This window comes from Azospirillum sp. HJ39 (assembly GCF_041507355.1).
Lineage (GTDB): Bacteria > Pseudomonadota > Alphaproteobacteria > Azospirillales > Azospirillaceae > Azospirillum > Azospirillum thiophilum.
Window position 1 is genome coordinate 262959 of record NZ_CP167905.1, and the last position, 12736, is coordinate 275694.

At 65.2% G+C, this 12736-nt stretch carries 12 protein-coding genes; 9 read left to right on the forward strand and 3 right to left on the reverse strand.

What is annotated here, in order from left to right:
- Positions 1–67: 67 nt before the first annotated feature.
- The 3 genes from ABMY26_RS01830 to ABMY26_RS01840 all read right to left on the reverse strand — a co-directional run bounded on the left by ABMY26_RS01830 (position 68) and on the right by ABMY26_RS01840 (position 2546).
- Positions 68–289, reverse strand: a complete 222-nt coding sequence (locus ABMY26_RS01830) for a hypothetical protein (RefSeq protein WP_372394768.1) — start codon at positions 287–289, stop codon at positions 68–70.
- A gap of 276 nt (positions 290–565) precedes the next feature.
- A complete protein-coding gene (locus tag ABMY26_RS01835) occupies positions 566–1483 on the reverse strand; it encodes a lysophospholipase (protein WP_372394769.1) in 918 nt (305 codons plus the stop codon).
- Between the two features lie 64 nt (positions 1484–1547).
- Complete coding sequence (locus tag ABMY26_RS01840; RefSeq protein WP_372394770.1) at positions 1548–2546, reverse strand: ABC transporter ATP-binding protein; 999 nt, start codon at positions 2544–2546, stop codon at positions 1548–1550.
- Positions 2547–2727: 181 nt separating this feature from the next.
- Here ABMY26_RS01840 and ABMY26_RS01845 point away from each other — a divergent pair, with 181 nt between their 5' ends.
- The 9 genes from ABMY26_RS01845 (at position 2728) to ABMY26_RS01885 (ending at position 12653) form a co-directional block, all read left to right on the forward strand.
- Positions 2728–2916 (forward strand): zinc-finger domain-containing protein, encoded by a 189-nt coding sequence (locus tag ABMY26_RS01845; RefSeq protein ID WP_045583102.1) that lies wholly within the window; start codon positions 2728–2730, stop codon positions 2914–2916.
- Between the two features lie 458 nt (positions 2917–3374).
- Positions 3375–5432, forward strand: a complete 2058-nt coding sequence (locus tag ABMY26_RS01850) for an EAL domain-containing protein (protein ID WP_372394771.1) — start codon at positions 3375–3377, stop codon at positions 5430–5432.
- A gap of 133 nt (positions 5433–5565) precedes the next feature.
- Complete coding sequence (locus tag ABMY26_RS01855; RefSeq protein WP_372394772.1) at positions 5566–5988, forward strand: hypothetical protein; 423 nt, start codon at positions 5566–5568, stop codon at positions 5986–5988.
- 208 nt (positions 5989–6196) lie between these two features.
- Entirely contained in the window at positions 6197–7816 is a 1620-nt protein-coding gene (locus ABMY26_RS01860; RefSeq protein ID WP_372394773.1) for an EAL domain-containing protein, read from the forward strand.
- Positions 7817–7937: 121 nt separating this feature from the next.
- Positions 7938–8282 (forward strand): hypothetical protein, encoded by a 345-nt coding sequence (locus ABMY26_RS01865; RefSeq protein WP_372394774.1) that lies wholly within the window; start codon positions 7938–7940, stop codon positions 8280–8282.
- 220 nt (positions 8283–8502) lie between these two features.
- Complete coding sequence (locus ABMY26_RS01870; protein WP_372394775.1) at positions 8503–8877, forward strand: hypothetical protein; 375 nt, start codon at positions 8503–8505, stop codon at positions 8875–8877.
- A gap of 315 nt (positions 8878–9192) precedes the next feature.
- Positions 9193–10362, forward strand: a complete 1170-nt coding sequence (locus ABMY26_RS01875; protein WP_372394776.1) for a phosphoserine transaminase — start codon at positions 9193–9195, stop codon at positions 10360–10362.
- Between the two features lie 452 nt (positions 10363–10814).
- On the forward strand, positions 10815–11759 hold the full coding sequence (locus tag ABMY26_RS01880; RefSeq protein WP_372394777.1) for an SDR family oxidoreductase: 945 nt from the start codon (positions 10815–10817) through the stop codon (positions 11757–11759).
- A 120-nt stretch (positions 11760–11879) separates the two neighbouring features.
- On the forward strand, positions 11880–12653 hold the full coding sequence (locus ABMY26_RS01885) for an HNH endonuclease (RefSeq protein ID WP_372394778.1): 774 nt from the start codon (positions 11880–11882) through the stop codon (positions 12651–12653).
- Positions 12654–12736: the final 83 nt, after the last annotated feature.

Below are 12736 nucleotides of genomic sequence, written 5' to 3' on the forward strand. Positions count from 1 at the left end.
GCACAAACCTCCCACAAATACGAAACGGCCCCGCAGGGCCGTTTCTCCATGTTCTTCGCGCAGGCGTTCAGCGCCGGCGGATCATCGTCACGCCGCCGACGGTCTTGTCGAGGAAGGCGATCATGGTGTCCTGCTTCGGACCGACGGAGGATGCGGCGAAGGCCATCCACCAGCGGGCCATCGGTGTCGACCAGCCATAGCGGTCGGCGATCAGCTGTACGTCGGCGGATTGGCTGCCGGAGATATGGACTGGGCTGGACGGGGTACCCTGGGGTTCTACGCTGTGCATGGTTCCTCCCATCGGGGACGTTCGGTGTCCGCTTATGCGGTACCTTAGCCCTCAACCGCCGGGAGTGGCAGAGTGGCTTTGGTCCTAAGGGGTATTATACCTTTGGCTGCAAAGACCGATCCGCTCGCTGTGCCTTTCAGGTAGGCGCAACCGATAATCTTCGTTCCGCCAAGGCCTTGCGTGTGTCAGGAGTCGGCAAGGACAAGAAGGACAGGCCGGACGGACGGGCATCCATGATCGAAGGGGCGACACCGTGCCGCAGCCTGTCCCCGCCACTCACTTGGCGGCGAGTAGCGCACGCGGGGCGCGGTCGGCGCCGCTGGCCAGCGGGATTTTCGGGTTGTCGATCCAGGCGACGATGTCGTTGACGACCAGCCGCCCCTTCAGGTCGCGCAGCAGCATGTGGTAGCCGTCGGGATAAACCGCGACGACATGCCTCCCGCCGGCTTCGAAATCCTTCAGGGCACGTTCGACCGGCCGCGGCGGCAAAACCTCTTCATGCGCGCCATAGAGGACCAGCGACGGCGTTTGCAGATGCTGGCAGGCGTCGAGCGCTGCGCCCATCAGGTCGGTCAGCCCCTCGAGCGCATCGACGCGCGAACCCTTGATGACCATGGGATCGCGGCCCAGCGCACGCAGCATCTCGATGTTGTCCGATGGATGGATGTCCAGATCGCGCGGCGGATGCACCACCATGCCCGGCACAAGATTGTAGGTCAGCCACAGCGCGGCGCGCGGGAAGAAGCCCATCGCCTGCCGGCCCCAGACGGCCGGCGCGACCAGAATGGTGCCGGCGACCTCCGGCGGGTTGGGGGAGGTCATGGCGGTCAACACCACGGCCCCGCCCATGCTTTCGCCCATGAGATAGACCGGCACGCCGGGATGGCGGCGGCGCACCATATCCACTGCCGTACGGGCATCGCTGACCAGCGTCGGCGTGCCGGCCCAGACGCCGCGCTCGCGGGTGGCGCCGAAGCCCCGCTGGTCATAGGCGTAGGTGGCGATGCCCTGTGTCGCGAAATCGCGGCCGGCACCGTCGAAGGCGTTGGAATAGTCGTTGAAGCCGTGCAGGGCAACCACCGCTGCCCGCACCTTGCCGTCCGCCGGCAGCCAAGAGCGCATCGGCAGTTCGAAGCCATCGGCGGCGATCAGCACGCGGTCGTTCAACTCCGGCTGGACGACGGCCGTTCCCATCGGTTGGAAATCAGCGGCACAGCCGCCAAGCAGAAGCCCCAACCCCAGAACAGCCGCCAATCCGCTATGCCGCATGGATTACCCCTGTGTTGCCGTGCGCACCACCCGTCAGTTGAAGGAAGATATCCTCAAGATCCGACTCTTCGGTCGTGACATCGATGATCCCGATTCCTGACGCGGCCAGCGCCGACAGGATGGTTCCGGCGCGCTGGCGGCTGGGCTGGTAGCGGACGACCAGCTTCCGCGGTTCCGGCAGTTCCACCGTATAGCCGTCGAGCGACGCGGGGACCGCGAGCAGGTCGCGCTCCAGCGTCAGGCACAGCGCCTTGTTGTCCACCCGGCGCAGCAGGGTCGTCTTCGGCTCGCACGCCACCACCTCGCCGTGGTTGATGATGGCGATGGTGTCGCACAACTCCTCCGCTTCCTGGAGATAGTGGGTGGTCAGCAGCACGGTGGTGCCCGACTTGTTCAGCGTGCGCACATAATCCCAGAGCTGGCGGCGCAGTTCCACATCGACGCCGGCGGTCGGCTCGTCCAGGATCAGGACCGGGGGGGTGTGGACCATCGCCTTCGCCACCATCAGCCGGCGCTTCATGCCGCCCGACAGCGACCGTGCGTGGGCATCGGCCTTGTCGGCGAGGCCGACAGCGTCCAGCAACTCGTCCGTCCGCCGCTCCCTCTTCGGCACGCCGTAGAGGCCGGCTTGGAGCTCAAGCATTTCGCGTGGGGTGAAGAAGGGATCCATGTTCAGCTCTTGCGGCACCACGCCGATCGAGGCGCGGGCGCGGCGCGGATGCTCCGACACCTCGTGGCCCCAGATGCTGGCGGTGCCGCCGGTCTTGTTCACCAGCCCGGCGAGGATGTTGATCATCGTCGACTTGCCGGCGCCATTGGGGCCGAGCAGGCCGAACAGCGAGCCGCGCGGGATGGCGAGGTCGATGCCCTTCAGCGCCTGCTTCGGCCCGGCCTTGCCGGTCGGCTGGTAGATCTTGGTCAGGCCGCGCAGTTCGACCGCGTTGGCAGGGAGCGAGACGGGCGTGGGGGTATCGGTGGGCGCGGCCATTGATCCTGAACCATTTTGATTGCGGTTGGTGAAAAAGCCCCGGGATCCGGTGGTTTCCCCCGTTGATCCGCGGCGCGCGATCGGTATCATCCGGCCCGCGCGCGCGGCACCCCCAACGGGGGATCCGGACATGCGGGCGCGTCCACGATGGCGTGAACCGGCGCGCCTGTCAAAACAGAGGATGACTGCCATGCAGCCGACCGAGACGATCCTAGTAGAAACATCGACCGTCGGGTGCGACGGCGGCGGCGGTGCGCTGGGCCATCCGCTGGTCTACCTGACGCTGGAGCGCGGCGGGAAGGTCGAATGTCCCTATTGTTCGCGCGTCTACCAGCTGAAGGAAGGCGCCAAGGTCTCCCACGGCCACTGACGGGTATCGCTGGCCCTGCCGGCCGGCCGGCTTTTATGCCCGGCAGGCCGGTCGGGGCAGGATCTGCCCAACGACTATGCGCCTCTGAGTAAAAATCAATCATCCATGCAGGAATAAATGCCGGGAAACGCCGCGCCCGTTTCCTGTCTTCGGCCCCGCACTTCGGGTGAAGTCTTACAATTTTTCAACAATGCGGGATGGAAGTCTCCTTATCAATCAGAGACTTGCCCAGTCGTTGCACCGAATCTGTTTCTCATGGGACAGAATGGGTTACCTTTTTGTTATATTTTCGATTCGTCCTATGTCACAGTATCGGCGATGTCGCTTGACGGGCCTCATCGAACCGGCGTCTACTTTGCCGCATTGCGGAAGGGTGGAAGTTCCACAATCGTTGTTTGAGTCGAACGCTTATGTTGTTTCCAGACGGTTCGGAATTGGCGTCGGATGAGGCGCGCATTATGAGTCATGAGACCGAAGAGCAGTATCGCAGCATCTTCGAAAATGCCGTCGAGGGCATTTACCAGACCACCGTCGATGGACGTTACTTGCGGGTCAATCCCGCCTTGGCAGACATTTACGGCTACGCCTCTCCTGCCGACCTGATCGCCAATCTCACTGACATCGCCTGCCAGCTGTATGTCGATCCAGGCAAGCGCGAGGCCTTTGCCGACCTGATGGCCCGCCAGGACCGCGTCCATAGTTTCGAGGCGCGGGTCTTCCGCCGCGACGGCTCCATCATCTGGATTTCGGAAAGCGCGCGCTGTGTGCGCGATTCGTCGGGCCGAATCCGCTACTACGAAGGCACTGTCCAGGACATCACCGAACGCAAGCAGCACGAGGAGAAGATCCGGCTGTTGGCCACCGTGTTCGACAGCGTCGCCGACGGCATCCTGATCGTCGATCCCGAACTGACCGTCCAGGCGATCAATCCCGCCTACGAGATCATGACCGGCTTCCAGCGCGAAGAGTTGCTGAGGCATCCGCTGGTTCTGTTCGCCCCGGGCTCGCACGAGCGTGACTTCATCGACGCGATTTGGACCACTGCGCGGCAGTCTGGCCGCTGGCAGGGCGAGGTCACCAGCTTCCGCCATTCCGGCGATGCCTTCGCCGCCGCCCTTTCGGTCACGTCCGTCCGCGCGCCGAATGGCGTGCTGGAACATTACGTCCTCACCATCGCCGACATCAGCCAACGCAAGTCGCAGGAACACCAGATCCGCTACCAGGCCAGCTTCGACCGGCTGACCGACCTGCCCAACCGCTGGTTGGTCTGCGAGCGGCTGGAGGAGGCCATCGCCCGGGCGCAGCGCAACCACAGCAAGGTTGCCGTCGCCTTCCTCGACCTCAACCGGTTCAAGCAGGTCAACGACACGCTGGGCCATCATGCCGGAGACGAGCTGCTGAAGCTGGTGGCGCGCCGGCTGCGCAACTGCACCCGCATGACCGACACCGTGGGCCGGTTGGGCGGGGACGAGTTCCTGATCGTCGCTCCCGATGCCGCCGACCGCTCCGCCGGTGCCCGGCTGGTCGAAAAGGTGCTCTATTCGATGGACGAGCCCTTCGGCGTCCATAACCAGGAGCTTTTCTGCGGGGCGTCGATCGGCATCGCCTTCTACCCCGACGATGGCGACACGGCGGACCAGCTCCTGCGCAACGCCGACCTCGCAATGTACCATGCCAAACGCAACCCGGAACATAAGTACGTCTTCTATGACGGCGGGATGCGCGAACGGTCGGGCTTCACCCTGGGACTGGAAAGCGACCTGCGACGCGCCAGCGGTGGCGGCGAGTTCGAGTTGCATTTCCAGCCGAAGATCGACCTTGCCGGCAACCGCACCATTGGGGCCGAGGCGCTGATCCGCTGGCGTCATCCGGTCCGCGGCATGGTCAGCCCGGCCGAATTCATCCCACTGGCCGAGGAAACCGGCCTGATCTGGGAAATCGGCGCCTGGACCCTCGTGGAGTCGTGCCGTCGTCTGGCGGACTGGATCCAGCGCGACCTGCCGATCCCATCGGTATCGGTCAACCTGTCGCCGCGCCAGTTCCAGGATGCCCGCCTCGTCGGCTTTGTCCGTAGCGTGGTTGAATCCGCAGGGATCCCGGCCGGCCGGCTCGAACTGGAACTGACCGAAGGCGCCATGATCGGCGACATCGAGAAGGCGGTAACCATCCTGAACGGGCTGAAGGACATCGGCGTCCGGCTGTCCATCGACGATTTCGGCACCGGCTATTCCTCGCTCGCCTATCTGAAGCGGTTCCCCATCGACACGCTGAAGATCGACCGCAGTTTCGTCCGCGACATCGTGAAGTCCACCACCGATCCGGCGATCGTCGGCACAATCGTCAACCTCGCGGAAAGCTTGGGTTTCGATACCATCGCCGAGGGAGTGGAGACGCAGGAGCAGGCGGACATGCTGCGTCAGCAGCGCTGCACCCGCATCCAGGGCTTCCTGATCAGCCGGCCGCTGCCGGTCGACCAATTCGAAGCGTTCCTGCGCAACAGCGTGGTGGTAGCCTGACAGCGCCGGCCCGGCGTTGCGAGGCATGATCGTGACCGTTGCCCATGACTGCCGGTCGCCAAGGAGATACAGCGCCTGGCGGTGGCCGGATCGGTGAGTCGGTCCCGGCTGCCGACTTGCTGTGGGCCGGTCCGTGGTCGTCGAGGTGTCGAGCCGCTCCTCCGCCCCGACCGAGCTGAACCTGTTCGAAAACCGACGCGTCCAGATGGTTGCCTCCGCCACTGGCCTCGCCTACGTGTCGGCCTCGCCCGAGGCCACCCGTGTCGTCCGCGACTCGGTTCCCGACGGCTCCGTACAGCACACGGTGGAGGCGACGCTCCCCCTGGTCGCGGCGGCGCATAACTGCGGTTACGCCGTTTGGGACTACCCGGCCCTGGCAGCCGACCTGTGCATGGCCTCGATCTCCGTGTGGATCCGCGGCAGGCCGGTGGGTGGGGTATCGCTGGTATATTTCCGCGATCTGGTTCCGGCGGACTTGCTCAACGTTTTACTGCTGCCGGAAATGCGGATGGTAGCCTTGCTAATCGGCGGCGCCCTGAACGACAACTGGTTTTGAAGTGGCGCTGGGCGACACGGTGTGGCACCTGTTCCGGCGCCTCTCCTCAACCTCGTCGCGTTGCGAATGCAGCCAGCCACGAAATTTCGTTAGCGGTAGCAATTCCTTTACGTTTAGGCTGCGAATCTTTAGTAGACGTATTGTTGCGCCACGAGTGGGATGGTGCGTCGGTTCTCCTCCGTCCATCAGCGATTCATGTCGAGGCTCCATGACATCGGACGTCGCGCGCTTCCTCGGTTTCGCGTTTGCCAACGCCGACGTGCTGGTCGAGGTCGACGGGCGGGGTATCATCGGCTTTGCCGCCGGGGCCTTGCAAAATCTTCTGGGCATCAGCGACGTGGAATTGATCGGGCAGCCGGTCGACCGGATCATCGCCGCCTGCGACCGCGGGCTGACACGGCGCCTGTTGCGGACAGCAGGCTCCAACCGGCGGCTGGAACCGAGGGTCATCGCATTGAGCGGCGGCGTACAGGCCACTTTGTCAGGCTATCGGCTCGGCCGCTCGCCCAATGTGCAACTGACGCTGACCCGGCTTGACAGCCACGCCGGTGGCGGGGGGCAACCGGCGCGCGACGCGGAAACCGGGCTGCTCGATGCCGACGCCTTCCAGGCGCAACTGGGCGAGCGGTTCGGCGTCGATGTCGGCAACGCGCCGCCGAAGCTGACGCTGATCAAGATTCCCAACTTCGGCGAGGTTAAGTCGCGACTGGGGCCGGAACTGACCCTGCGCCTGCTGGGTGAGGTCGGGGCGCTGTTGCGCATCCATGCCGCCGACGACACGCTGGCCACCCGGCTGGGCGAGGACCGCTTCGGGCTGGTCCATGGCAGCGACGTCTCCCCCACTGCGCTGGCTTCCGAGATCTCGATGACCGGAGCCGGCCTGTCGCGGGATGGCCAGCCGCTGGATACGGAGAACCTGACGCTCGACATGGCCGCTCCCGGGCTCAGCCGGGAAGATGCCGGCCGGGTGCTGATGTTCACGGTGAAGAACTTCGCCGAGCAGCCCTCCGGGTTCGACATCTCGACCATGCATGATGCGGTGAAACTGCTGGTCGACCAGACCGTGACGCGGGTGACCAGTCTGCGCTCTACTCTGACCGATGACCGGCTGAAGCTGCAATTCCAGCCCATCGTCTCGCTTGCGACCCGGGGCCTCCACCATTACGAGGCGCTGGCCCGCTTCCCCAACGGCGCCCCGGGACCGACGATCGCCTTCGCGGAGGAGATCGGCATGGTCCATGACGTCGACCTGCTGGTCTGCGAGAAGACGCTGGAGGTTCTTGCCGCCGACCCCGCCTTGCATATTGCCGTGAACATGTCCGCGGCCTCTCTGGGCAGCGACATCTTCGTCGTCGCCTTCCAGCGGCTGGTCGGCCGCAATCCGGCCTTGCGGTCCCGCCTGCTGGTTGAGGTGACGGAATCGACCGGCCTCACCGACCTGCCGCGCGCGGCCCGCATCCTGGAGGAGCTACGACGTGCCGGCCACCGCATCTGCCTGGACGATTTCGGTGCCGGTGCCGCCTCCTTTCCTTATATCCAGGCGCTGCCGGTCGATTTCGTAAAGATCGACGGCAGTTATGTCAGGCGGTTGGGCGGAAGCCCGCGCGACGATGCTATCCTGCGCGCCATGGTCGGTCTGTGCCGGGAAATCCGCGTCCAGGTCATCGCCGAGATGGTGGAGACGCCCGACCAGGCCTCTCAACTCAACGCGTGGGGATTCGAACTGGCGCAGGGCTACCATTTCGGCCGCCCGGCCGACCGCCCTGCCTACCGTCCGCCGAGTCTGTTCGCCCCGGTGCCGGGAATGGGGTCGAGAGGGCGAACATGACCCCCTCTACCGAAGTCGTAGGACGGAATCTTTTGCGAATGGGTGGAATGAAAGTGCGAACGGCCGCGTTCATCCGGTCATAGGGGAAACGAACGCTTCCCGACACCAGGAGGACGCCGGAATGACTGGCCGCTTTGGATTTGGATTGAAAGCCGTGGTTCTGGGCGCTCTGGTCGCCGGATCGATGCTGGGTGCCACCGCCGGCACCGCCGTTGCGCATGACGACTGGCGCGGGCGTGGCAACCATGGCCGCGACTGGCATGGTCCGGGCCGTGGTGGTCCGGAATGGCGCGGCTGGGATCGTCCGCGTCCTCACCACCGCCATTGGCGCGAGCGCGATGTGTATTACGCCCCGCCGCCTGTCATTTATGCGCCGCCGCCGCGCGTGATCTACGCGCCGCCGCCGGTCGTGTACGCCCCGCAGCCGGTGGTTCCGGGATTTGGCCTCAGCGTCAACATCCGTTGAGCCACTCCGGCGGTCGTTTTCGGTTGTAGCAAAGGGCCGGCGCAAAGGACGGCTTTCGGTGGCGCGCGCTCCGCATTATGGTGCGCCCCATTCGGAAAGCCGCCCCGCCGGGGCGAAGCAGCCAGGGAGATGGCCTTTGCGGGTTCTTAGTGTGTGCGCCGCGGTGGCGGGCAGCCTTGTGATTGTCACGGGATCCGTCCAAGCTGCCGAGCCGCGTCTGATGGCGGCGCTGGGCAACACGGTGCTGACGGTGACCGACATCGGTCCGAAGCATACCCAGGTGTTGGTGGACGATACCCCGGTGTTCGACGACAAGGAGAGCGACATGCTGTCCTTCGTCGGCGCCTATTCGATGAAGGATCGCTGGGTCGCGCTCTTCCAGTCCGATACCGGTGCCAAGGATTGCCCGACCCGCTTTCGCATCGTCGAGGTCGGCGGGGCGAAGCCCCTGGTTTCCTATCCCTTCGGCTCCTGCAGCGACGCCGCCCAGGTTACCATCGACGGCGATACCCTCACCGTCTCGATGCCGGTGCCTGCCGGTGGCAGTGACGCCGCCTGGACCTACAGCAAGGGACGCATTGCCCGTTCGCGGTGAGGGGGCGATGGGAGGCACGTGGATTTGCAGCCCGCCCTTATTCCAGCCGAGCAGTCGTGATAGGAAGGAAAGGTCGGTCCTTTCCTGTTGCGAAGGTTTGCGGATGCCGTGGTCTATGCGTTTCCTTGGCGATTCGCCGCCGCTTCCCCAATCCTGCTGCGGCGAATGGAACAATGGAACGGCGGCCCGGATCTGTTTCACCCGGTTTCAAACGTTCCATTCGTCTCTACCGGCAGCCCCTCGATTGACGGACGCGGGCTCAGCTTTTAAGGTCCGGACCTCCGCACACTCCCGTTCCGGGATAGGAAGTCCGCCATGAAGCCCAGCCGCCGCCCGTCCAATCCGCTCTTTTCCTCCGGACCCTGCGCCAAGCGTCCGGGCTGGTCGCTCGACGCGCTGGACGGTGCGCTGCTCGGCCGTTCCCACCGCTCGAAGCCGGGCAAGGCCAAGCTGAAGGAGGTCATCGACCTCACCCGTGCGGTGCTGGGCATCCCGGGCGGCCACCGCATCGGAATCGTTCCGGCGTCGGATACCGGCGCGGTCGAGATGGCGCTATGGTCGCTGCTGGGCGCGCGTGGCGTCGACATGCTGGCCTGGGAAAGCTTCGGCAAGGAGTGGGTGACCGACGTGACCAGGCAGTTGAGGCTGCCGGACGTCCGCACCTTCATCGCCCCCTATGGCGAGTTGCCGGACCTGTCGGCGGTCGATTTCAGCCGCGATATCGTCTTTCCCTGGAACGGCACCACTGCCGGCGTCCGTGTGCCGGACGGCGACTGGATTCCGGCAGACCGCGAGGGCCTGACCATCTGCGACGCCACGTCATCCGCCTTCGCGATGGAAATGCCGTGGAACCGGATCGACGTCGCCACCTGGTCCTGGCAGAAGGTGCTGGGCGGTGAGGCGGCACATGGCATGCTGGTGCTCGGTCCCCGCGCGGTCGCACGGTTGGAGAGCTTCCAGCCCGACCGTCCGCTGCCCAAGATCTTCCGGCTGACCAAGGACGGCAAGCTGATCGAAGGCATCTTCGAAGGCGACACCATCAACACGCCGTCGATGCTCTGCGTCGAGGATGCCATCGATGGACTGCGCTGGTCGCTGTCGCTGGGCGGCCTGACCCAGTTGATCCGCAGGTCGGAGCAGAATCTGCGGATCGTCGCGGACTGGGTCGAGGCAAGCTCCTGGGCGGGTTTCCTCGCCAAGAACCCCGCGACCCGATCCTGCACCTCGATCTGCCTGCGCTTCACCGATCCCGAGGTGACCGCCCTGACGGAAGAGGCGCAGGTAGCCTTCGCCAAGAAGCTGTCGGCCCTGCTGGAGAAGGAGGAGGCCGCCTTCGACGCCGGCTCCTATCGCGACGCGCCTCCCGGCTTGCGCCTGTGGGGCGGTGCCACGGTCGAGAGCGAGGATATGGAAGCGGTGTTGCCCTGGCTCGACTGGGCCTTCGCCACGGTCAAGGCCGAAATGATCGGCAGCGGGAAAGCCTAGACCGGACTACGACCGCTATTGGACAGAAGGCCCCGCCGTGGCAAGCATGCAACGGCGGGGCCTTTTGCCTTTGATGCCTTGTGCCATGCAGCAAAGGAGCGTCGCCATGATCGTTGGTATGCAGCAGCATTTCTGCACCAGTGTAACCGGTCCGACGCGCTGCGGCTCCCCGCGCGCTTGACCAGGGTTATCCACAGAACCGTGGACAAGGCGGTGGATAAGCCTGTTGAACCAGCGGTGCCGCCTGTCTCGAAACCGTCATGGGGAAATGCAGATCGATTCGGCCCGTGTCTCGCCGGATGGGGCGCTGGACTCTCCGGTTGAGGCGCTGTCCTATCCCGAAGATGGTCTGGCGATCCGACGGCTGTGTCCCGACCCTATGAATGGACTTTCCGGCATGCCACCGCATCGCGGTAAAGCCGGCTTACTGCAAGGAAGGGGTTGGGACGGACATGGCGCATTACCTCATCACCGGCGGCTGCGGTTTTATCGGTTCGCATCTGGCCGACCGGCTGTTGGCCGACGGTCATCGAGTGACGATTCTCGATAATCTGTCGAGCGGCCGGCTGGACAACAAGCCGGCCGCCGCCAAGCTGGTCGTGGGCGACGTGGCAGATCCAGATGCGGTGCGGGAAGCCATGGCCGGCGACGGCGGGGAAGGGGTCGACGGCGTCTTCCATCTCGCCGCCGTGGCCTCGGTCCAGAAATCGCGGGAGCTATGGGCGGAGACCCACCGCACCAACCTGCTCGGCACCGTCACCGTGTTCGAGGCGGCGCGCGATGCCAGGCGCGGCGGTCCGGTGCCGGTGGTCTACGCATCCTCCGCCGCGATCTACGGCGACAACACCAACACACCGCTGAAGGAAGACGAACTGCCGCGCCCGCTGTCGGCCTACGGTGTCGACAAGCTTGGATGCGAGATGCACGCCCGCGTCGCCTGGTCGATCCAGGGGGTGCCGACGGTCGGCTTCCGCTTCTTCAACGTCTATGGTCCGCGCCAGGATCCGATGTCGCCCTATTCCGGCGTGATCTCCATCTTCGCCAACCGGGTGGCACGCGGGGAGGATGTGGAGATCCACGGCGACGGCCAGCAGGTCCGCGATTTCGTCTTCGTCGGCGACGTGGTGCGCATCCTGTCGCTGGCGATGGAACGGCGCTTCTGCGGTGCGGAGGTCTACAACCTCTGCACCGGCCGCGCGACCTCGCTGGTGATGTTGCTCGAAGTCCTGCAGGAGCTTTGCGGCAGCCAGGTCCGCCGCCACCACACCGAAGCCCGGGCCGGCGACATCCGCGTGTCGATCGGCGACCCGTCGCTGATGCGCTCCACATTCGACACCATGTGCCAGATCGGCCTGCTCCAGGGGCTCAGCGCAACGCTGACCGGCCGCATGCCCTGAGCTCGATTGAGATTGGCGCCGCCGGACGGTATGACATCGTCGGATATGCGGCGGATTGGGTGAAGATGGTGAGCGCTTTCAAATGGCTGGGCGGGAAGCGGCGTGGGGATGCGGCCTGACATGGCCCGCCGCCGTTCCCTCACCCTGCGGGGTCTGTTCATCGTCCTTGCCATCCTCGCCGCCATCGCGGTGGCCGAACGCGTCGACATCCTCCCCCAGGGCACGCTCGACCGGCTGTTGGGGCAGGAGGCCCAGCGGGCACGCCAACCCCGCAGGCCACAGAGCGCCGAACCGCCGCCGCCGGTGGCTGCCCGTTCTTCGGACCGCATCGACTATGTAGAGGTGGCGCGCCGGCTCGACAGCATCCGCGTCGAGCCGGAAAAGCGCCGAGGCTACGAGCGCGAGGCATGGCCACATTGGCTGGCGCTGGATGGCGGTTGTCTGAACGCGCGCGAGAAGGTGTTGATCCGCGATTCCCGGCGTCCGGCGACGCTCGACGCCAAGGGCTGCACCGTGAAATCCGGGGAGTGGATCGATCCTTATACCGGAGAGCGCTTCACCGATCCGCAGATGGTCGACATCGACCACCGTGTGCCGCTTGAAGAGGCTTACGCCAGCGGCGGTCATGAGTGGAGCCGAGAACGCCGTGCCGCCTATGCCAACGACACCAGCGACCCGCTGACCCTGCTGGCCGCCAGCCGCGAGGCTAACCGGGCCAAGGGCTCGAAGGGGCCGGAGGAGTGGTTGCCGCCCAAGCGCGACGGCATCTGTCTTTACGTTGCCGACTGGATTCTGGTGAAGGCACGCTGGGAACTCGGCATGGATGAACGTGAGCGCGTCACCGTCGGCAACATCCTGGCCGACTGCCGCGCTTCCGCCGCGCAGCTGCGTTGAGGCATTTCGCATCCGGATTTTTCCCGACGGAATTGGCGCGCCAGCTATTTCGCGCTACCGTCCGAGCCAGAAACGGGAGGATC

Bases quoted from the DNA above. Each gene is read 5' to 3' on its own strand.
- ABMY26_RS01835 (WP_372394769.1), bottom strand. From the start codon at position 1,483: ATGGGAACGGCCGTCGTCCAGCCGGAGTTGAACGACCGCGTGCTGATC.
- ABMY26_RS01885 (WP_372394778.1), top strand. From the start codon at position 11,880: ATGGCCCGCCGCCGTTCCCTCACCCTGCGGGGTCTGTTCATCGTCCTT.
- ABMY26_RS01845 (WP_045583102.1), top strand. From the start codon at position 2,728: ATGACTGCCATGCAGCCGACCGAGACGATCCTAGTAGAAACATCGACC.
- ABMY26_RS01840 (WP_372394770.1), bottom strand. From the start codon at position 2,546: ATGGCCGCGCCCACCGATACCCCCACGCCCGTCTCGCTCCCTGCCAAC.
- ABMY26_RS01870 (WP_372394775.1), top strand. From the start codon at position 8,503: ATGGCGGCGCTGGGCAACACGGTGCTGACGGTGACCGACATCGGTCCG.
- ABMY26_RS01875 (WP_372394776.1), top strand. From the start codon at position 9,193: ATGAAGCCCAGCCGCCGCCCGTCCAATCCGCTCTTTTCCTCCGGACCC.
- ABMY26_RS01880 (WP_372394777.1), top strand. From the start codon at position 10,815: ATGGCGCATTACCTCATCACCGGCGGCTGCGGTTTTATCGGTTCGCAT.
- ABMY26_RS01830 (WP_372394768.1), bottom strand. From the start codon at position 289: ATGCACAGCGTAGAACCCCAGGGTACCCCGTCCAGCCCAGTCCATATC.
- ABMY26_RS01865 (WP_372394774.1), top strand. From the start codon at position 7,938: ATGACTGGCCGCTTTGGATTTGGATTGAAAGCCGTGGTTCTGGGCGCT.
- ABMY26_RS01860 (WP_372394773.1), top strand. From the start codon at position 6,197: ATGACATCGGACGTCGCGCGCTTCCTCGGTTTCGCGTTTGCCAACGCC.
- ABMY26_RS01850 (WP_372394771.1), top strand. From the start codon at position 3,375: ATGAGTCATGAGACCGAAGAGCAGTATCGCAGCATCTTCGAAAATGCC.